The sequence below is a fragment of the Rhizobium aethiopicum genome (genome assembly GCF_900094625.1).
Classification (GTDB): Bacteria; Pseudomonadota; Alphaproteobacteria; order Rhizobiales; family Rhizobiaceae; genus Rhizobium; species Rhizobium aethiopicum.
In genome coordinates this window covers 165,732-186,262 of the sequence record NZ_FMAJ01000007.1, presented here as the reverse complement: position 1 = coordinate 186,262, position 20,531 = coordinate 165,732, and the positions used below count along the sequence as shown (strand labels likewise).

The following is a 20,531-nucleotide window of genomic DNA, read 5'->3' as shown; positions in this document are numbered from 1 at the left end:
CGCCGTTTACACTAGTCTTCGGCCGGTAAACAACCGGTGAACTGCCTGTCTGCGACCGCCACCCCTCCTACATAGTATGGACTTGAGGGCGGGCAACTGGCAACATGGCCGAAGCAGCCAGTTCATGACATGGTAAAGAGGGCCGAAAGTGCCGGAAATCCGCGAATACGAGCTTTTTGAGGTCCATGAGCCCGCGTCGCAGACCATTCCCTTCGTCTACAACTCCCCCCATAGCGGCCGCATTTATCCACCGGAATTCATCGCCCAGTCGAGGCTGGAAGGCATTGCCATCCGCCGTTCCGAGGATCACTACGTCGACGAGCTGTTCGGCTCGGCCGTCGAACTCGGCGCGCCACTGCTCGCCGCCAATTTTCCGCGGGCCTTTCTCGACGTCAACCGTGAGCCGTACGAACTCGATCCCAGAATGTTCGACGGGCTGCTGCCGCCCTATGCCAATGTCAATTCGCTCAGAGTCGCCGGCGGACTCGGAACCATTCCGCGCATCGTTGCCGAGAACATGGAGATCTATGCGCGGCGGCTGCCGGTGCAGGAGGGGCTCGATCGGGTCGAATCCGTCTATAAGCCCTACCATGCGACGCTGCGCCGGCTGATCGCCCGCACCCATGTGCAGTTCGGCTTCGGCGTGCTGATCGATTGCCACTCGATGCCGGGCAATGTGCGGGTGGCCGGTTGCACCGGGCGGCCTGATTTCATCATCGGCGATCGCTACGGCACCAGCGCTTCGGCCGAACTCTCACGCGCCGCCATCGCCATCCTCGAGGAAATGGGCTTTGCGGCGATCCGCAACAAGCCTTATGCCGGCGGCTTCATCACCGAACACTACGGCCGTCCCTCGCGCGGACTGCATGCGCTGCAGATCGAGGTGAACCGGGCGATTTATGTCGACGAAGTGACGCTGGAGAAGCGCGAGGACTTTGCGGCGGTGGCCGACGCCGTGGCGGGCTTCGTGCGGCAGATGGCGGAATACGTCGAGAAATTCGCCGGTGACCGGGCGCTGGCCGCCGAATAATTCTTGTCGATTTCAGCGGTTTTGGAACATGCCCTCTTGGCAGACCAAAAAAGAACCGCGCTTGTGAGCGCGGCTAAGTCTAGGGAGGAAACACCCAAGGAGGGTATTTACAGTCAAAAGACTGTACTGAAGACGCTACTATTGCATTGCACAAATGTCAAGCAATATATTGCGATGCGATATCTTTGAGCAATTCGACCGAAAGTGCCTGCTGCGTTTGCATTCCCGTTGCTTTTCGCTATGAAAAGCGCCACTCCCGCCAGCCAAACGGTGCCATCATGCTTCCTGACCGCTCGTTCTTCAATCGCCTGGCAGAGGCCGCCAAGGCCGAGACGCTGCCGCGTTTCCGCTCCGGCCTCGATGTCACGAACAAGCTTTCCTCCGGTTTCGATCCGGTGACGGAGGGCGATCGGGCGGCCGAACTCGCCGTCCGGGCGCTGATCGAGGAGAGTTTTCCCGATCATGGCATTCTCGGCGAAGAACACGGCGATGTCGGGCTTGACCGCGACTATGTCTGGGTGATCGATCCGATCGACGGCACGCGCGCTTTTATTTCGGGCCTGCCGGTATGGGGCACGTTGATCGGCCTGCAGAAAAAGGGCCGGGCGATCATGGGCATGATCGAACAGCCGTTTACCGGCGAACGTTATTTCGCCGACCAGAACGGTTCGATCTATACCGGCCCGGAAGGCGAGCGGCGGCTGGTGACGCGCCAGTGCGAGGCACTTTCGAACGCCATCCTGTTCACAACCTCGCCGCATCTCTTCGCCGGCGAGGAGATGGAGAAGTACCGGGAGATCGAGCGCCAAGTGCGGCTCTTCCGCTATGGATGCGACTGCTATGCCTATGCGCTGCTTGCGGCCGGCCATATCGATCTGGTCGTCGAAAACGGTCTGAAGCCTTATGATGTCGGCGGCATCATTCCCGTCATCGAGGCGGCGGGCGGCGTCATCAGCACTTGGGATGGCGGACGGCCGGAAAATGGCGGTTCGATCATCGCCGCTGGCAGCCGCGCGGTCTACGAGCAGGCGATCGCCATCCTGCAGCGCTGAAACCCAAACATCTGCAACGCAAATCTTCACGTGCCGAGAGCGGCGACGTCCTGGTTCTCCTCGGCATCGCTGCCGGGGATGAAGGCGTGGAAGGCGGCGAGTGCTGCGGCGCGGTAGATATCCCGTTCCTGGAAGATTTCGTGGCGGGCGCCGTTGATCGGCACCAGCTGGCCGGCGCGGAAATAACGCGAGAGCCGCTCCTGTGCCGTATAGGGCACGACGCCGTCGCGCGTCGGGGCGATGATGATGGTCGGGATGGTGATCGAAAAGAGATGGTTGGGTGAGGTGACCCGATCGATGGTTCGGAAGGCTTCGCTCAGCCAGCGAGCCGTCGGCGGCCCGAGCGTCAGTTCCGGGTGGGCACTCATCGTCGCAACATTGCGCTCGAAGCGGGTTTCGTCCGAGGTCAGCGGGTTGTCGCGGAAGTCCGGCTCCTTCAGTTTCGAGGTCAGCGGCATGAAGCCGAGGCCGGTGGCCGTCAGCGTCCCGGCAATGGTGCGGATGACGCGCGGCGAGGCCGACTGGCCGGTCAGGCCGATAAAGGGGGCCGACAGCACCATTCGATCGATACGGGTGGTGAGATAGGGGGCGGCTGCCAGCGCAATCAGCCCGCCTGTGGAATGGCCGAGCAGGTAGAAGGGCAGTCGGGTATCCGGCAATACTATCTTCTCGAGGAAGGTGTCGAGATCGCGTTCGTAATCGGAAAAGCGGCGGATATGGCCGTGGTTGCGACGCTTCAGGAGGCGCGACGAGCCGCCCTGGCCGCGCAGATCGAAGGTCGCGACCCACAGACCCCTGGCCGTCAGGTCGCGAATCGTCTCGAAGTATTTTTCGATATATTCGTTGCGACCATGGATGATGACGACCGTGCCCTTGGCGACCTGGCCACCGGAGCGAAAAACGGCGTAACGCAGCTGCTGGCCGTCATGGGTCTCGAAAAAACCCTCCGTGCGGTTCTCCGGAGCGGGGTTGTCGGGCGTCGAATAGAGAACCTGATCCATGACCTTGCCAATGCGCCGCTGCTGACTGCTTCGCCTATGAGAGCGCCGCGCGGCCTTTCGGACGCACGAAGGACGCTCTAACTCCCCCTGAATCTACGCATCGTGCTTCCGAAAATCGATTCCGATTATCGGAAGCACGATGGGTTAGGGATAGCGCATGGCATGCGGCTTGGAAAGCAGCGGCGCATCCAAGACTGGTTGCGGGAAAAGGGCCGGCAGGAGCATGAGGGTGCTCGCAGCCGGCCGAAGTTGAGGCCGAAGAAGAAGGGACGATGCACTTCAGCCATCGGGACCAGATTTACCCGACGCTGCGATTCCTACGCGAGTGCGCCTGAACGCGTTCCGAACCGGCCGTTCATGCCAGGTTCACGGCCGATCGAGGCGATTCCGGAAAGGTCTTGAACTCAGTAAATCCCATCACCATCTCCATCCTGCGGGTGCCGGACAGGGCCCGCGCAACCGTCCCGAGGCTGCCACAGATGGGGTTTCAGGGACATTTTATCGCAACACGTCGCTTCCACAGGAGGACATCATGCGTCACGTAGACTTCTCCCCCCTTTATCGCTCGACCGTCGGTTTCGACCGGCTCTTCACCATGCTCGATAGCCTTGCCCAGCCGGAGCAGGCGCAGACCTATCCGCCCTATAATATCGAGCGCACCGGTGAAAACACCTACCGCATCACCATGGCCGTCGCCGGTTTCGACGAAACCGAACTCTCGATCGAGGCGCATGCCCATGTGCTGTCCGTGAAGGGTGAAAAGAACGAGGAAACCGCTGAAGGCGGCGAATTCCTCTATCGCGGCATTGCCAAGCGCGCCTTCGAGCGCCGCTTCCAGCTTGCCGACCATGTCGAGGTGTCAGCCGCTTCGCTGAAGAACGGCCTGCTGCACATCGATCTTCTGCGCAACATTCCCGAGGCCATGAAGCCCCGCAAGATCGCGATTGCCGCAGAGCCGGTCGAGGCTCCGAAGGCCATCGAGGCGCAGGTCATCAGCGGCTGATTATTCTTCTTTACGAGGAAACGGGCGGCGCTCCCATCGGGGCGCCGTTTTTATTTGCCGCTTAGAGCGGTTCAGCTTTTCACGTAAGCGCAGAACCGCTCTAACCTTTTGGATTTACGCAATTCCAGGCAAAGCGCTTCGCGCTTTGCCTGGGGAAACCGCTTCGCATTTTTCTGGAATTGCTCTAGGCAGGGCTGGCGGCATCTTTAATCTGCTGTTCCGTTGCGCGGCGGGCCGCAGCGGCGGCGTATTTCTGGGCGATGACGGCGCAGGCCATGAGCTGGATCTGGTGGAAGAGCATCAGCGGAAGCACGATCGCGCCGATCGACTGGCCGGCAAAGATGACATTCGCCATCGGCACGCCGCTCGCCAGGCTCTTCTTCGAGCCGCAGAAGGTGATGGTGATCTCATCGGCCTTGTTGAAGCCCAGCCAGCGGCTGCCGAACATCGTCAAAACAAGCACGAGCACCAGAAGCATGATGTCGGCAACGATGACGACGGCGATGTCGGCGATCGAGAAGGTGTGCCACAGCCCCTCGACGACCGCCGTCGAGAAGGCGAGGTAGACGACCATCAGGATCGAGCCGCGGTCGACCGGCATCAGGATCTTTTTCTTGGCGCGAATCCAATCGCCGATCCAGGGCTGCAGGATCTGGCCGACAATAAAAGGAGCAAGCAGCTGCAGCAGGATCTGCTGAAGCGCGTCGAAGGAGAAACCGCCATGGCCGCCGACAGAAAAGAGCAGGCCGACGAGCAGCGGCGTCAGGAACATGCCGAAAATGTTCGAGGCGGAGGCCGAGCAGATGGCGGCAGGCACGTTGCCGCCCGCTATCGAGGTGAAGGCGATCGACGACTGCACCGTCGACGGCAGCACGCACAGGAAGAGGATGCCGAGATAGAGCGGCCGCGGCAGGATCGTATCGGGAATGAAGCCGAGCCCGACACCGAGCAGCGGGAAGATGCCGAATGTCGTCAGCAGAATGACCAGATGTAGGCGCCAGTGCAGGAGACCTGATACGACGACATCACGGGAAAGGCGCGCGCCGTGCAGGAAGAACAGCGCCGCGATGGCAAGATCGGTGGCGATGCCGAAGTAATCCGCAAAACGGCCGCTCGCCGGAAACAGGGAGGCGAGGATGACGGTGCAGACGAGCAGGATCGTGAACGTGTCGGGCAGAAAACGGCGCATGTCGGTCTCGCAGCAATAAGAATAGTCATTGTTTTGTCGTCCATTATGATCCAGGATGCAACGAATAACAGTTATCGAGGATCAGGATTTGCTCGACCTCTCGCAACTGCGCAGTTTCGTTGCCGTCGAGCAGATGGGCAGCTTCACGCTTGCGGCGGAAAGGCTGGGCCTTGGCCAATCGACGGTCAGCCAGCATATCCAGCGGCTGGAGGCGACACTCGGGCGCAAGCTGCTGGCGCGCGACACGCATAAGGTGATGCTTACCGGCGACGGCGAGGCACTGCTTTCGCATGCACGCGCCATGCTCTCGATCGACGGGCAGGTGCAGTCGCTGTTCAAGAGCAACAGCCTGCGCGGCAGCCTGCGGCTCGGCGTGTCGGAGGATTTCGTCACCAGCCAGCTGCCGGCTGTGCTGGAGGATTTCGTTCGTTCACACCCATTCGTCGACCTGGAGCTGACGGTGGCACTATCAGGCGTCCTTTACGAGATGCAGGACAATGGCGAGATCGACCTGGTGCTTGCCAAGCGCCGGCTCGGCGATGCGCGAGGAAAACTTGTCTATCGCGAGCCGCTCGTCTGGCTGGCGCGCGATCCCGAGCATATGCTCGCCTCCGGTCTCCTGCCGCTGATCGCCTTTCCGCCGCCGAGCGTCACGCGGGCGATTGCGCTGGAGGCGCTTGGGCGAAACGGCGTGGCGTGGCGGATCGTCTGCACCTGCGGCAGCCTCAGCGGCCTGACGGCGGCGGCGAGGGCCGGAATGGGCGTGCTGGTGCAGCCGCGCAGCATGGCGCCATCAGGGCTGAAGGAAATCGCTGCAGGAAAGCTGCCGGTGCTGGAGGACGTGGAATTCGTGCTGGTGCCGCGCAAGGGAGCGGATCAGGCGCTGGTCGCCGCACTCTCCGAGGATATTCTGCAGAAGGTCAGGCGGCTAAAGTCAGCGTGAGGCGCTGCGTCATCGAAGGCCCCTGGGAAAGGCCCTGGAATGGGCGGGGCTTTCCAGCGGCGATCACACGGAAAGGCACTTCAGGAAACCATCGACATCAGCTTCCGTCGTCGCAAAACTGGTGACGAGACGGATCAGGGCTTCGTTTTCGGAAACGAGTTCCGGCGTTGTTGCCGGGGTCGGCCATTCGTAGAATTTGGCGCCCTTTTGCTCGGCGATTTTCGCAGCGCTTTTGCTGACGACGGCAAAGACTTCGTTGGACGCGGTCGGCCAGGCGAGGCGGGCGGCGTTGCTGGCGCCGATGCCAGCGCGCAAGCGGTCGGCCATGGCGTTCGAATGGCGGGCGAGATCGAGCCAGAGACCGTTTTCGAAATAGGCATCGAACTGGGCAGCGATGAAGCGCGACTTGGAGAAATGCTGGGCGGCGCGTTTGCGGATGAAGGGCATTTCCCTTGCCTGATCCGGATTGAAGAAGACGATGGCTTCGGCGCACCAGCAGCCGTTCTTGGTGCCACCGAAGGACAGCATGTCGATGCCGCGCTTCCAGGTCATCTCCGCCGGGGTCGCATCAAGTGCGATCAGCGCATTGGCGAAGCGGGCGCCATCCATGTGGAGCGGCAGGTTGCGCTTCCTCGATATGGCGGCAATCTCGCCGATCTCCGGCAGCGAATAGACGGTGCCGATCTCGGTCGCCTGAGTGATGGTCACCGCGCTGGCGCGGCCATGACGGAGAGCGTCCTCCGGGAAGTTGGCGATCTTTGCCGAAAACCTGGCCGGATCGATCTTGCCGGCTTCGCCGTCGACGGCCATGAGGCGGGCGGAGCCCGAGAAGAATTCCGGTGCGCCGCATTCATCTTCGATCACATGGGCTTCCGAATGACAGAAGGTAATGCCGCCGGGGCGCTGGACGCTCGCCAGCGCCAGGGAGTTAGCCGCCGTGCCGGTGGCGACGAAGAAAACGGAAACTTCACGTTCGAAGATCTCGCAGAAGCGGGCTTCGACCTTTTTGTCAAGATCGCCGGCGCCATAGGCAGGAGCAAATCCGGCCGATTCCGTCAGCAGGCGTTCGGCAATGGATCTGTGGGCGCCGGCCCAATTATCGGAAGCAAAGAACATGAAGGAGACCGTGGGGAGTGTAAGAGCGGGAGGTTCGCAGCGGACCTTACGCCAAAGCTTCACGGGATCAAGGTTGTCGCCCCTGACACATCACGAAAATTGAATTACGCAATCAATAAAAAGAATGAGGCCATGATACGTAATTTTATTTCGGTATTGTGGTTTATCTGGCAATCTTCCGTCGCAAAATGACGATTTTTGGCGGCACGCTCTTGCGGACCGGGATCGTTTCTGGCATAGAACTGATGAATTAGGACAGTGTTGCTGTCCTATTTTGGCCCTTGCGGCCGAAGAAGCGCCGAAAACCCTGGCAGCGACGGGCTTTCACGTTATAGTTCTTCCGAGCGTCAAGCCTAGCCGGCGCGCGGAGGCGAATGGCAGGCGCGGAACGCGACGGTTTGCTTTCTTCAAGAAGCAGGTGTCTGCGGCCGATCTTCACAATGCAACAGCGCTGTCATGCGACGGACCTATTTTCGGGTCGCGGCGCAAGACTAAAAGCCGCCCGCGGCCCCGCGGGCTTCGACAGGAGGAAAGACGATGACGAAGACGCCATCCATGGAGTTTGACCGGTTTGCTGCTGCAGAGGTGCGCGCAACGGCCAATTTGTCCAAATCCGCCTCCGGCCTGCCGAAGAAACAGGGCCTCTACGATCCCCGCAACGAGCACGATGCCTGCGGTGTTGGCTTCGTCGCGCACATGAAGGGCGAAAAGTCGCACCAGATCGTCAAGGACGGCTTGTTCATCCTCGAGAATCTGACGCATCGTGGCGCCGTCGGCGCCGACCCGCTCATGGGCGACGGCGCCGGCATTCTGGTGCAGATTCCCGACCGCTTCTTCCGCGAAGAAATGGCTGCGCAGGGCATAACCTTGCCGCCGGCCGGTGAATATGGCGTCGGCCATATCTTCATGCCGCGCGATGCAAAGCAGATCGAGCACTTCAAGAAGGTGATCAAGGATGTCATCGAAGAGGAAGGCCAGGTCCTCATCGGCTTTCGCGACGTGCCGGTCGACAATTCCTCCCTTTCCAAGGCGCCTGATATCGCCGCGACCGAGCCGCATCATGTGCAGGTCTTCATCGGCGCCGGCGAAGATGCCGAAAACAACGATGAGTTCGAGCGCCGGCTGTTCACGCTGCGCAAGGTGATCTCCAACCGCATCTATGACGAGTTCGACGGCGAGGAGAGCAATTTCTACCCTGTGTCGCTGTCGTCGGCGACGGTGGTCTACAAGGGCATGTTCCTGGCCTATCAGGTCGGCGCCTATTATAAGGACTTGTCCGACCCGCGTTTCGAAAGCGCGGTCGCTCTCGTGCACCAGCGTTTCTCGACCAATACCTTTCCGTCGTGGAAGCTCGCGCATCCCTATCGCATGGTCGCCCATAACGGCGAGATCAACACGTTGCGCGGCAACGTCAACTGGATGGCGGCGCGCCAGGCCTCGGTCTCTTCGCCGCTGTTCGGGGAGGACATCTCCAAGCTCTGGCCGATCTCCTACGAGGGGCAGTCGGACACGGCCTGTTTCGATAACGCGCTGGAATTCCTGGTGCGCGGCGGTTATTCGCTGGCGCATGCCGTCATGATGCTGATCCCGGAAGCCTGGGCCGGCAACCAGTCGATGGCGGCCGAACGCAAGGCCTTCTACGAATATCATGCGGCGCTGATGGAGCCGTGGGACGGGCCGGCTGCCGTCGCCTTCACCGACGGCAAGCAGATCGGCGCGACGCTTGACCGCAACGGCCTCAGGCCCGCGCGTTACCTCGTGACCGATGACGACCGCGTCATCATGGCGTCCGAGGCCGGCGTTCTGCCGGTTCCTGAGGAAAAGATCATTCAGAAGTGGCGCTTACAGCCCGGCAAGATGCTGCTGATCGACATGGAAGAAGGCCGCATCATCTCCGACGACGAGGTGAAGTCGCAGCTTGCGACGGCACATCCTTATCGCAGCTGGCTCGACCGCACCCAGCTCATCCTCGAAGAGCTGAAGCCGGTGGAGCCGCGGGCGCTGCGCCGCGACGTGTCGCTGCTCGACCGTCAGCAGGCCTTCGGCTACACGACCGAGGATACCAAGATCCTGATGTCGCCGATGGCGACGACGGGTCAGGAAGCGATCGGCTCGATGGGCACGGACACGCCTATCTCGGCGATGTCGGAAAAGCCGAAGCTGCTCTATACCTATTTCAAGCAGAACTTCGCGCAGGTGACGAACCCGCCGATCGATCCGATTCGCGAAGAGCTCGTCATGAGCCTCGTCTCCTTCATCGGCCCGCGGCCGAATATTCTCGACCACGAAGGCATGGCGAACGCCAAGCGTCTCGAAGTGCGCCAGCCGATCCTGACCAACGGCGATCTCGAAAAGATCCGCTCGATCGGCCATACCGAAGACCGTTTCGACACCAAGACGCTCGATTTCACCTATGATATCGAGCGCGGTGCGGCCGGCATGCCGGAGATGCTCGACCGGCTCTGCGAGCGTGCCGAAGCGGCGGTCAAGGGCGGCTACAACATCATCGTTCTTTCCGACCGCCAGATCGGGCCAGACCGGATCGCGATTCCGGCGTTGCTCGCAACGGCTGCCGTCCATCATCACCTGATCCGCAAGGGGCTTCGCACCTCGGTCGGCCTCGTCGTCGAGACCGGCGAGCCGCGCGAAGTGCATCATTTCTGCCTGCTCGCCGGCTACGGCGCCGAGGCGATCAACCCCTATCTCGCCTTCGACACGCTGCTCGACATGCATGCCAAGGGCGAGTTCCCGAAGGAAGTCGATGCCTCCGAAATCGTCTACCGCTACATCAAGGCGGTCGGCAAAGGCATCCTCAAGGTCATGTCGAAGATGGGCATCTCGACCTACCAGTCCTATTGCGGCGCGCAGATCTTCGATGCGATCGGCCTGTCTTCGGAACTGGTCGACAAGTATTTCTTCGGCACAGCGACGATGATCGAAGGCATCGGCCTCGAAGCGATCGCCGAAGAGACCGTCGCCCGCCATACGGCAGCCTTCGGCAAGGATCCGCTGCTGGCGACGACGCTCGATATCGGGGGCGAATACGCCTACCGCATGCGCGGCGAGAGCCATGCCTGGACGCCGGACGCGGTTGCCGCCCTTCAGCATGCCGTGCGCGGCAATGCCGAGGACCGCTACCGCGAATTCGCCGAGATGGTGAACAATTCGGCGCTGCGCATGAACACGATCCGCGGGCTTTTCAACATCAAGAGCGCCGAGGCGCTCGGCCGCACGCCGGTATCGGTTGACGAGGTCGAGCCGGCGGCCGATATCGTCAAGCGGTTCTCGACGGGGGCAATGTCCTTCGGCTCGATTTCCCGCGAGGCGCATACGACGCTGGCCATCGCCATGAACCGGATCGGCGGCAAGTCGAACACCGGCGAGGGCGGCGAGGAATCCGACCGCTACATGCCGCTGTCTGATGGTTCGATGAACCCGGAACGTTCGGCGATCAAGCAGATTGCTTCGGGCCGCTTCGGCGTCACCACCGAATATCTGGTCAATGCCGATGTGCTGCAGATCAAGGTTGCACAGGGTGCCAAGCCCGGCGAAGGCGGCCAGCTGCCTGGTCACAAGGTCGACGCGACGGTTGCCAAGACCCGCCACTCGACTCCGGGTGTGGGTCTGATCTCGCCGCCGCCGCACCACGACATCTATTCGATCGAGGATCTGGCGCAGCTGATCTACGATCTGAAGAACGTTAACCCGACCTCCGATGTCTCGGTGAAGCTCGTCTCCGAAGTCGGCGTCGGCACGGTTGCGGCGGGTGTCGCCAAGGCGCGCGCCGACCATATCACCGTCGCCGGCTTCGACGGCGGCACGGGTGCGTCGCCGCTGACCTCGCTCAAGCATGCCGGCAGCCCCTGGGAGATCGGCCTTGCCGAAACCCAGCAGACCCTGGTGCTGAACGGTCTGCGGTCGCGCGTCGCGCTGCAGGTGGACGGTGGCCTCAAGACCGGCCGAGACGTCATCATCGGGGCGCTGCTTGGCGCCGACGAGTTCGGCTTCGCCACCGCGCCGCTGATAGCGGCCGGTTGCATCATGATGCGCAAGTGCCATCTCAACACCTGTCCGGTGGGCGTGGCGACGCAGGATCCGGTGCTGCGCAAGCGCTTCAAGGGCACTCCGGAGCACGTCATCAACTACTTCTTCTTCGTCGCCAACGAAGTGCGTGAAATTCTCGCCTCGCTCGGCTTCACCCGGCTCGACGATATCATCGGCGCCTCGGAGCTGCTGGAGAAGGACGAGATGCTGGCGCATTGGAAGGCCAGGGGCCTCGATTTCAGCCGCATCTTCCACAAGGTCGACGCCGCCAAGGAAGAGACCTTCTGGACGAGCCGGCAGCAGCACCCGATCGATGACATTCTCGACCGCGTTCTGATCGAGCAGGCGCAGCCGGCGCTGACCGACAAGACGCCCGTCGCATTCGAGGTCGGCATCAGGAATGTCGACCGTTCGGCGGGCGCGATGCTCTCTGGCGAGGTCGCCAAACGCTTCCGCCATCGCGGGCTGAAGGAGGACACGATCAACGTGACGCTTCGCGGCACGGCAGGGCAGAGCTTCGGCGCCTTCCTGGCGCGCGGCGTGACCTTCAACCTGATCGGTGATGGCAACGACTATGTCGGCAAGGGTCTTTCAGGCGGCAAGATCATCATCCGGCCGCCGGAGGATTCGCGGATCGTCGCCGAGAATTCGATCATCGTCGGCAACACCGTGCTTTACGGCGCCACAGAGGGCGAATGTTACTTCCGCGGCGTGGCCGGCGAACGTTTTGCCGTGCGCAACTCGGGTGCGATCGCCATCGTCGAAGGTGTCGGCGACCACGGCTGCGAATATATGACCGGCGGCGTCGTCGTCGTGCTCGGCGGCACGGGCCGCAATTTCGCGGCCGGCATGTCCGGCGGTGTCGCCTATGTGCTCGATGAAACCGGCGACTTCGCCAGCCGCTGCAACATGGCGATGGTCGAGCTCGAGCCGGTGCCCGAGGAGGACGACATGCTGGAGAAGCTGCATCATCACGGCGGCGATCTCATGCACAAGGGACGAGTCGACGTCTCGGGCGACATGACGCGCCACGACGAGGAGCGCCTCTACCAGCTGATCTCCAATCATCTGCATTATACGGGCTCGGCCCGCGCCAAGCAGATCCTCGACAACTGGGCCGACTACCGCCCGAAATTCCGCAAGGTCATGCCGGTCGAATACCGTCGTGCGCTCGAGGAAATGGAGCGCAGCCGGATGGGCATCGCCGCGGAATGATTGCACCGGGGCATTCGCCACCTGCTGATCGCAGGTGGCGGATGCCGGAAACATCTCGATGACCCGTGACGATCATGACGACGGCGGAGGCTGTCCGGATCACGCGGCTCCTTCAGGAGATTTGTTCCAATGACGGTCAAGAGAAGCAACCCGCCCGGAATACCGGGACTGATGACAGACAACTGGCCGCGGGTGAGGCGGTCATGAGGGTAAGGGACGAAGACATGGGCAAGGTAACAGGGTTTCTGGAAATCGACCGGCAGGTGGCGAAATATCAGCCGGCGTCGGATCGTATCCGTCATTTCCGCGAGTTCACAATCCCGATGTCGGATCCGGAAGTGCAGAAACAGGCCGCGCGCTGCATGGACTGTGGCATCCCCTATTGTCACGGTCCCACCGGTTGCCCGGTTCACAACCAGATTCCGGACTGGAACGACCTCGTCTACAACAACAACTGGGAAGCGGCGATCCAGAACCTGCATTCGACCAACAACTTCCCGGAGTTCACCGGCCGCGTCTGCCCCGCTCCCTGCGAGGAAGCGTGCACCTTGAATCTCGAGGATGCGCCCGTCGCCATCAAGACGGTCGAGCAGGCAATCGCCGACAAGGCCTATGAGCTCGGCTTTATCAGGCCGCAGCCGGCCACGGTCCATACCGGCAAGAAGGTCGCCGTCATCGGCTCCGGTCCCGCGGGCATGGCTGCCGCCCAGCAGCTCGGCCGCGCCGGCCACGAGGTGCATGTCTACGAGCGCGAGACCAAGCCCGGCGGGCTGCTGCGCTACGGCATCCCGGATTTCAAGATGGAGAAAAACTTCATCGACCGTCGCGTCGAGCAGATGAAGGGCGAGGGCGTCACCTTCCATTGCGGCGTCAATGTAGGCGTGGACATAAAGGTCGAGCAGCTGCTCTCCGATCATGACGCCGTCCTTTATTGCGGCGGCTCTGAGACGCCGCGCGAGGCGGGCATTCCGGGCACCGACCTTGCCGGCGTGCATGATGCGATGCCTTATCTCGTCCAGCAGAACCGCCGCGTCGGACGCGAGAACATCGACAGCGTCGGCTGGCCGTCGGACCCGATCCTTGCCGGCGCCAAACATGTCGTCGTCGTCGGCGGTGGCGATACGGCTTCGGACTGCGTCGGCACGGCGTTTCGCCAGGGCGCCGTCAAGGTCACCCAGCTCGACATCCGGCCGCAGCCGCCGGAAAAGGAAGACAAGCTCGCCGTCTGGCCCTTCTGGGCGACGAAGATGCGCACCTCCTCTTCGCAGGCCGAGGGCGCCGTGCGCGAGTTCCAGGTTGCGACGCTCGAATTCGTCGGTGAAGACGGCGTGCTGACGGGCGTCAAGTGCTGCGAGGTCGACGAGCGCCGGCGGCCGGTTGCCGGTACGGAATTCGTCATCCGCGCCGATCTCGCCTTCATCGCCATCGGGTTCCGCGGGCCGTTCACAACAAGCCTGCTGAAGGAACTCGAGGGCAAGCTGACGCTCAACACCGACAAGCGCGGCTCGACCAACGTCGTCGCCAACGACCGCGACTACAAAACGTCGGTCGACAAGCTGTGGACGGCGGGAGACGTGCGCCGCGGCCAGTCACTGGTGGTCTGGGCGATCCGCGAAGGCCGCCAGGCGGCACGCGCGATCGACGAGGCCTTGATGGGCTCGACCGTCCTGCCAAATTGATCGCGCCTCATATAAACTGACAAAGACACGAACTCCGCCCTCCCGGCGGAGTTTTTTATTGCGCGCGGCGCGTCCGGCATGACCTCTTCTGCCGGTGCGACCTCTTGACGCGCCTGGTTGAGCCGTAAGCCTCAGGCAATGGCCGGGCGTGAAGCTTGTGCCAGGCGCGGACTCAGAAGTCGGCGGCAACCGGCGCGGACATGCCCGTTCCGGCCAAGGCATTCCACCATCAGCCGCGGCGCCAGGACCATGACCGCCGCGAATGATCGACAAGGATTATTCAAATGATTTCTGCACTCGACAATACAAGGATGGTTTCGGCCCAATATGCCCTGAAGAATCTTCGTAGCGCTGATGAAGGCTCGGAGGATGCGCAGAGTTCGTCGGCCGCAAGCATTCTAAGCGGCTACGGACTCGATTCCAGCTCCGCGTCGCTTCTTTCCAATCGGGCCCTGTCAGGGCTGCTCGACACGCTTTCGTCCAAGGACGACACGTCAGACGAGACCGACACGACTGGCGATAGCGCGGATGTGACCAGCGCCTCTTTCATGTCGATGCTGAAGAAACAGCTGCAGGAAGCGGCTGCGGCCGAAGGCGAAAGCGGCAAGGCTCATGACATGCTGGCTGCGTTCGAAGCAGGCACGCTCACCATCTCCGATCCGACGCAGGGCGTGTCGGTCGCCGCCTGGGATGTTGACGATCCTGATGAGGCAGATACCGAAAAGACGGGTAAGGCGATCGATGTCAGCGGCTGGAGTGACTTCCTCGATGCGCATCTGGAACGCGGCTCGGACGGAGCCTTTGTCAAGGAGAACGGCAGCTATGTCGACCAGACGAACGACAGCCATGCCTTCTTCGGTCTGATCGGCTCAAACTACTATTATCTGAGCTGGCCGCAGGCGGCGTAAGCTCGCGCGACTTTCTTATTTCACCGACACTTCGGCCGGCGCCTTGGCCGCCGGCATGCGATAGTCGTCGACGCGCCCGACGGGTGCCGGCGTCGTCTCGCCCTGTTCGACCAGGAGATCCCGCGGCGATTTCGTCAGCGTCACCGGCGGCGGTCTTGCGCCAAGGAGTTCGGCGCCGCCGTCGAGATTGGGATCGGAGAGGCTGATCGGCACGGTGTGCTCGACCGGATTGGTGGGAAGGCCGAGACCAGGCAGGTTGCTTTCGTCGAGGCGGACCAGATCGGGGCTTGCCTGAGTGCCGAGAATGCGGCGGGCGGGCTTTTCCACATAGAAGGCAAGCTTGCGCCGGCCGGCCTGGGTGAGGTTGACGCCGTCGGAGGTACGCAGACGCACCTGCTGGCCGTTCACGTCGGAACCGGTGACGATGAAGGTGCCGTTTTCATCGACAAAGCCATCCCATATATCGACGAATTCGCCGCCGATGCTTTCGACCTGATTGCGGTAGAGCTGGTTCATCTGGATGGCATCGGCCGTCATCTGATCGGATTCGAAGGCCGGAAGACCGACCCAGAGCAGCGGAATCTTGCGGCTGGTGACTTCCTTGCCGAAAGAAAGGACACGCCGGCGATACTCGGCAAACCAGCCGTCGGTGCGGAATTTTTCCTTGGCGGTGTCGGTCACCATCTGCTGGCGGTCGTTGGCGCCGATCATGACGACGACCATCGCCGGCTTCAGCTCGTCGATCATCTTCGGCAATTGTTCCGGCCAGTCGTAATAATCGTCGCGGACAAGGCCTGAGGAGACGTTGCCGCGGGCTTCGACGATGACACCCGGCGAGGTCTCGAAGGCGGCGGTCAGGCCGTCGCCGAGGCCGCTGGCGAGAAAATCGCCGACAATCAGGATCTTGCGGGCATCGCCAAGCTTCTGCACGACAGGCTCTTCCTGTAAGGGAGCGCGAACCGGCGACGCGGCGCGGGTGTTGATCACGGCTTTCTGCGTCGGCGCGCGCTTGCGCTGCTGGCGTCGCGGCTGCTGGACATCAGGGGCCTGCGGTTCATCGTCGAGGTAACGCCGGCCTAGGAAGATGTCGAGGATTGACCGGCGCTGGTAGCGCTGTTCCTGGGCGTGCGCGACATCGACCGGCGCAAGAGCGCCGAGGTATAGTGAAGCCGCAGTCAAGGCGAGCGCCAGCCAACGGATTTTAGGGGTCCGATCTGTTTTCTTCGTCATGGGCAGTTCCGCATCTGCCGGCATCTTGCACGCAGGGCAGGCCAGCGTCTACCCCGGCTTTATCTAGGCCACCGTTGCACCGGTTCTAGCGGCGAAGTGCGTTTAGAAGCGGCAGCGAGGGCTCGCCGTCCGGCTGCATGCCGATGCGCTCCTGCACGGCCGATATCGCCGCTTTCGAACCCGATCCGAAATTGCCGTCGACTTCGCCATTGTAATAGCCAAGTGTCTTAAGACGGGTCTGAAGCTCGAATTTCTCGGTGATGTCGAGCGCGCCGTCCGGGCGTGGCCAACGCTGTTGCATGCCGCCATAACCGGCGATCTGGTCGGCCAGCAGGCCGACTGCGAGCGCGTAGCTGTCCGACGCATTGTAGTTCTTGATGGTGAAGAAGTTGGCCGTCATCAGGAAGCCCGGGCCGCCAGTTCCGGCCGGCATCTTCAGCACGGCCTTGGTGCCGCCTTCGCGGAAGGCCTTGCCGTTCGGACGTTTCAGGCCGAGGGCCGCCCATTGCGCGAGCGTATGGGTCTTGCCGACCTGCTTGGCCGCAGCCGCAGGAACGACGACTTCGTAGCCCCAGGTCTTGCCGGTGTCCCAACCATTCTTCATCAAGAGATTGGCCGACGTCGCCAGTGCATCCGGCACAGAATTCCAGATGTCGCGATGGCCGTTGCCGTCAGCATCGACGGCGTAAAGCAGATAGCTGGTCGGAATGAACTGGGTGTGACCCATGGCGCCGGCCCAGGAGCCGGTCATCTCACGCGCCGGCACATCGCCGCTCTGCAGGATCTTCAGCGCGGCGACCAACTGCTTTTTGGCGAATTTGGCGCGGCGCGGATCGGCATAGGCAAGCGTTGCCAGCGCGCGCGGCACGTAATGCAGCCGGTCGTCCTTCTCGAGGATCGCGCCGTAATTCGATTCCATCGACCAGATGGCGAGAAGAATGGCCTTGTCGACGCCATAGCGCTGCTCGATCGCATTGAGCGTCCTTGCGTGCTTGGCGGCCATCTCACGGCCGATCTTGACGGTGTAGGGATTGACGCGGGAATCGACGTAGTCCCAGATCTTCGAGGTGAATTCCGGCTGATAGGCCGCTTTTTCGAGCACGGTGGGGTCGGGCTCCGTCACCCCGGAAAAGGCCTTTTGATAGGTTGCCTTACTGATGCCACTCTGAGCGGCTGTTTGGTAAAAATCCGCGATCCATTTCTGGAACCGGGAATCAGCTTTCGCGTTGTCGGGGACCAGGCCTACCTGGGCGGCGACAACAAAAGCGAGAACAAGACCACGAAGGGAGTTTTTGTGATTCTGGGTCATCGACAGTCGTATCCCACATCTTCAGTTTCAGGCGTAAGCAGGGCGTCATGTCCGCCCAGACCCGAGACTACAGGAACGGAGTCAACAAAATCTTTACCATGACCGTCCGCTCAGGTCATCAGTTGCAAAACAGTTGCAATTCTATACTAGTCAGACGTGAACGGCTTTATTTAAAAGGCGATTTAGTCAAAGCAGGAGGCCTGTGTGGCGCATCACAATAAAGTTCGTAAGGCAGTTTTTCCGGTGGCAGGGTTGGGAACGCGATTCCTGCCGGCAACGAAGGCTGTTCCAAAGGAAATGTTGACCGTCGTCGACAAGCCCATCATTCAATATGTCGTCGATGAGGCGATCGAAGCAGGGATCGAGCATCTGGTCTTCGTCACCGGACGCAACAAACACGTTATCGAAGATTATTTCGATATCCATTTCGAGCTGGAACAGACGCTACGCGAGCGCGCCAAGAAGGCGGAAATCACCCTTCTTGCCCAGCAATTGCCGAAGGCCGGCACGGTGAGCTTTACACGCCAGCAGGAGCCGCTCGGCCTCGGCCATGCCGTCTGGTGCGCCCGCGAGATCGTCGGCGACGAACCCTTCGCGCTGCTTCTGCCCGACATGATCATGAAGGGCGACAAGGGCTGCATGAAGGGCATGATCGACCTCTACGGCCAGAGCGGCGGTAATATCATCGCCGTCGAGGAATGTGCCCCCGACCAGGCGCATAAATACGGCATCGTCGGCGTCGGCGAGGCGATCGGCGATGGCTTCCGCATTACCGGCATGGTGGAAAAGCCTGCCAAGGGAACTGCGCCCTCCAATTTCTTCATCAACGGCCGCTATATCCTGCAGCCGGAGATCTTCAAGATCCTCGAGACCCAGGAGCGCGGCGCCGGTAACGAAATCCAGCTTACCGATGGCATGCTGAAGCTGCTGAAGGAACAGGATTTCGCAGGCTACCACTTCCGCGGCACGACCTACGACTGCGGCGCCAAAGACGGCTTCATCCTGGCGAACGTCGCCTACGCCCTCGAACGCGCTGATATCCGTCCGTCGGTCGAAGGCGGCTTCAAGGAGCTGCTCGCCGGCCTGAATTGAAGTTTAAGCACAGCTATGAATGATCGAGCGCCGCGCCTCCCACCGGGGGACGCGGCGTTTAGCGTTTCAGCTTCAGGCCGACGCCGGCGCGCAATTGCTGTGAGTCGTCGCCGTCTTTGCGCGTGGTCAGCTCGTAGCCGAGCGTGCTGGTCAGATCGAGATAGCGGTTGATGTTCCAGGTCAGGCCGGTCGCCGCGGTATAAACGATCTCGTCGTTGATGGTGCTGTCAGTCGGATAATCGCGCCATATGACGCCGCCGATTATCGTCCCGACCAGATTGTCACGGAGCTGATGGGTGACCTTCGTCGTCAGCGCGTGCGAGACGTACCCGCTCTCGCCTGCCGTGGTCGAGGGCTGGATGCTCGTCTGCAGGTCGAAATTGACATCGGTGCCGCGGATCGGCGACCAGAGCAGACTCGCATCGAGCGTCGCCGTATCGATCGAGGATAGGCGGCTGTCTTCGAAATCCGCCATCGCATAGCCGACGCCGACTTCACCCTTCAGCTTTTCGCCGAGATCGACCTCGACGCCGGCCTTGGCGCCATAGCTGTGGCCGGAACGTTCGTAACCGGCGGAGTCGCGCGTTTCGTCATAGATCGTGCGGCCGACCGTGGCTTCGATGAAGGGGATGAGCGCGGGTGACAGCTCATAGCCGACGCGGCCGCGCAGCGTGCCTGATGTCTGATTGCGGTCGCTCAAGGCGACGGTCGTGCCGTTTGCAAGCGTGGCGTCGGAATAGAGCGAACGGCTGAGAGCCAGTGCCGTCGTGCCGCGCAGGATGCCGAAATCGCGCTGTACGGAGGCGCCGGCGGTGAACTCCTGCACATCGGACTGCTGTGTGGCATCGGCGATGGCGTCGGGGTCGTCCGTATCTTCCCGGTAGAAATTATAACCGGCCGTGAGGTGCGCGACCGTATCGTCGGCAAGGTCCAGCCGGAGATCGCTGTTGACTTTGAAGGACGGCTGCTCCTCGCCTTCGCCGCTGATATTCCTCTGCCAGGCGCCTTCCGAGGTGACGGTCAGCTGGTGCCGTCCCCAGTCGGAGGTGAGCGTCGCGGCTGCATCCGTTTCAAGGAAGGCGCGCTGCTGCCTGGTATTGCCGTCCTTGGTGGTCTCGGTGTTGATGCTCTGGGTGACGCTCGGGCGGAGCACGAAGGTGCCGATCGGAACGCCGGGCGTTTGTGCCGTCGAGGCGCTTTCCGCAATCCTGCGGCCAGGCAGCATCTCGTCCACCCGCGCTTCGCGGGTGTTCAGCCGGCGCATGTTCTCATCGAGGATGGAGCCGGTAATGTCGTCACCGGATTGCGCGTCCGGTATGGCGGGCCTCTGCTGGGTATCATCCGAGCTTGCCGTCGTGCCCGTTGCCGCAGGAGCGGTGGAAACGTCGATTTCGCTGTCGAAGCCGGCGGTTGCGGCATTGTTCGTGGTGCGGCTGTCCTGGCTGGCGGAGCCGCTATTAGCAGGCTGTGAGGCGGATTGTGCGAAAGCCGCAGTCTGGCCGAGAAGCAGGCTGCCGAACGCAGTAAAGCAGACGACGCGCCTCATCGCGCGGAGCGGCGTCACACTGCTCGTCTGTTTTGGCTGGCCCATCAATTCGCCTGACATGCTCTCGGTTCTTACCCAAAGGTAAAGCCTTGTGGTTAATCATTCGTTGCCGCCGACGAGGGCTGTTCACAATTCGGAAATGGTGCGGGGTGGACTTGGAAAGTGAAAAGGTCT

14 protein-coding genes are annotated in these 20,531 nt (G+C 61.7%); 8 read left to right on the top strand and 6 right to left on the bottom strand.

The genetic code is table 11. The features are described from left to right. Nucleotides 1–148 precede the first annotated feature (148 nt). Nucleotides 149–1,030, top strand: coding sequence for an N-formylglutamate amidohydrolase (locus GA0061105_RS16945; protein WP_092751659.1), 882 nt, complete (start codon nucleotides 149–151; stop codon nucleotides 1,028–1,030). Nucleotides 1,031–1,308: 278 nt separating this feature from the next. After that, nucleotides 1,309–2,082, top strand: coding sequence for a histidinol-phosphatase (gene hisN / locus GA0061105_RS16940; RefSeq protein WP_092751844.1), 774 nt, complete (start codon nucleotides 1,309–1,311; stop codon nucleotides 2,080–2,082). 26 nt (nucleotides 2,083–2,108) lie between these two features. On the opposite strand, the gene GA0061105_RS16935 is transcribed toward hisN, so the two are convergent. Next, the gene (locus tag GA0061105_RS16935) at nucleotides 2,109–3,083 is read right to left on the bottom strand and encodes an alpha/beta fold hydrolase (protein ID WP_092751658.1); all 975 of its coding nucleotides are present in this window, start codon (nucleotides 3,081–3,083) and stop codon (nucleotides 2,109–2,111) included. Nucleotides 3,084–3,615: 532 nt separating this feature from the next. Between GA0061105_RS16935 and GA0061105_RS16930 the strand changes: the two genes are divergently transcribed. After that, nucleotides 3,616–4,086 (top strand): Hsp20 family protein, encoded by a 471-nt coding sequence (locus GA0061105_RS16930; RefSeq protein ID WP_092751656.1) that lies wholly within the window; start codon nucleotides 3,616–3,618, stop codon nucleotides 4,084–4,086. A gap of 184 nt (nucleotides 4,087–4,270) precedes the next feature. Here the strand turns inward: GA0061105_RS16930 and GA0061105_RS16925 are convergent, their stop codons facing one another. Then, a complete protein-coding gene (locus tag GA0061105_RS16925) occupies nucleotides 4,271–5,275 on the bottom strand; it encodes a bile acid:sodium symporter family protein (protein WP_092751654.1) in 1,005 nt (334 codons plus the stop codon). Between the two features lie 88 nt (nucleotides 5,276–5,363). Here GA0061105_RS16925 and GA0061105_RS16920 point away from each other — a divergent pair, with 88 nt between their 5' ends. Then, nucleotides 5,364–6,218 (top strand): LysR family transcriptional regulator, encoded by an 855-nt coding sequence (locus GA0061105_RS16920; RefSeq protein WP_092751653.1) that lies wholly within the window; start codon nucleotides 5,364–5,366, stop codon nucleotides 6,216–6,218. Between the two features lie 63 nt (nucleotides 6,219–6,281). Here the strand turns inward: GA0061105_RS16920 and GA0061105_RS16915 are convergent, their stop codons facing one another. Further along, complete coding sequence (locus tag GA0061105_RS16915) at nucleotides 6,282–7,334, bottom strand: threonine aldolase family protein (protein ID WP_092751651.1); 1,053 nt, start codon at nucleotides 7,332–7,334, stop codon at nucleotides 6,282–6,284. Between the two features lie 537 nt (nucleotides 7,335–7,871). Here GA0061105_RS16915 and gltB point away from each other — a divergent pair. From gltB to GA0061105_RS16900, 3 genes are all read left to right on the top strand, one after another. Further along, nucleotides 7,872–12,593 carry a glutamate synthase large subunit gene (gltB, locus tag GA0061105_RS16910; RefSeq protein ID WP_092751649.1) on the top strand — a complete coding sequence of 1,574 codons (4,722 nt, stop codon included), beginning with the start codon at nucleotides 7,872–7,874 and terminating at the stop codon, nucleotides 12,591–12,593. Nucleotides 12,594–12,817: 224 nt separating this feature from the next. After that, nucleotides 12,818–14,272, top strand: coding sequence for a glutamate synthase subunit beta (locus GA0061105_RS16905; RefSeq protein ID WP_064694334.1), 1,455 nt, complete (start codon nucleotides 12,818–12,820; stop codon nucleotides 14,270–14,272). Nucleotides 14,273–14,556: 284 nt separating this feature from the next. Further along, on the top strand, nucleotides 14,557–15,180 hold the full coding sequence (locus GA0061105_RS16900) for a hypothetical protein (RefSeq protein ID WP_092751647.1): 624 nt from the start codon (nucleotides 14,557–14,559) through the stop codon (nucleotides 15,178–15,180). Between the two features lie 15 nt (nucleotides 15,181–15,195). Here GA0061105_RS16900 and GA0061105_RS16895 read toward each other — a convergent pair whose 3' ends face one another. Continuing rightward, nucleotides 15,196–16,434, bottom strand: coding sequence for an SGNH/GDSL hydrolase family protein (locus GA0061105_RS16895; RefSeq protein WP_208601660.1), 1,239 nt, complete (start codon nucleotides 16,432–16,434; stop codon nucleotides 15,196–15,198). 61 nt (nucleotides 16,435–16,495) lie between these two features. Beyond that, nucleotides 16,496–17,719 (bottom strand): lytic murein transglycosylase, encoded by a 1,224-nt coding sequence (locus tag GA0061105_RS16890; protein WP_064694337.1) that lies wholly within the window; start codon nucleotides 17,717–17,719, stop codon nucleotides 16,496–16,498. Between the two features lie 204 nt (nucleotides 17,720–17,923). Here GA0061105_RS16890 and galU point away from each other — a divergent pair, with 204 nt between their 5' ends. Further along, nucleotides 17,924–18,811 carry a UTP--glucose-1-phosphate uridylyltransferase GalU gene (galU, locus tag GA0061105_RS16885; RefSeq protein WP_064694338.1) on the top strand — a complete coding sequence of 296 codons (888 nt, stop codon included), beginning with the start codon at nucleotides 17,924–17,926 and terminating at the stop codon, nucleotides 18,809–18,811. A gap of 58 nt (nucleotides 18,812–18,869) precedes the next feature. On the opposite strand, the gene GA0061105_RS16880 is transcribed toward galU, so the two are convergent. Then, complete coding sequence (locus tag GA0061105_RS16880) at nucleotides 18,870–20,402, bottom strand: outer membrane beta-barrel protein (RefSeq protein ID WP_092751643.1); 1,533 nt, start codon at nucleotides 20,400–20,402, stop codon at nucleotides 18,870–18,872. Between the last annotated feature and the right edge of the window lie 129 nt (nucleotides 20,403–20,531).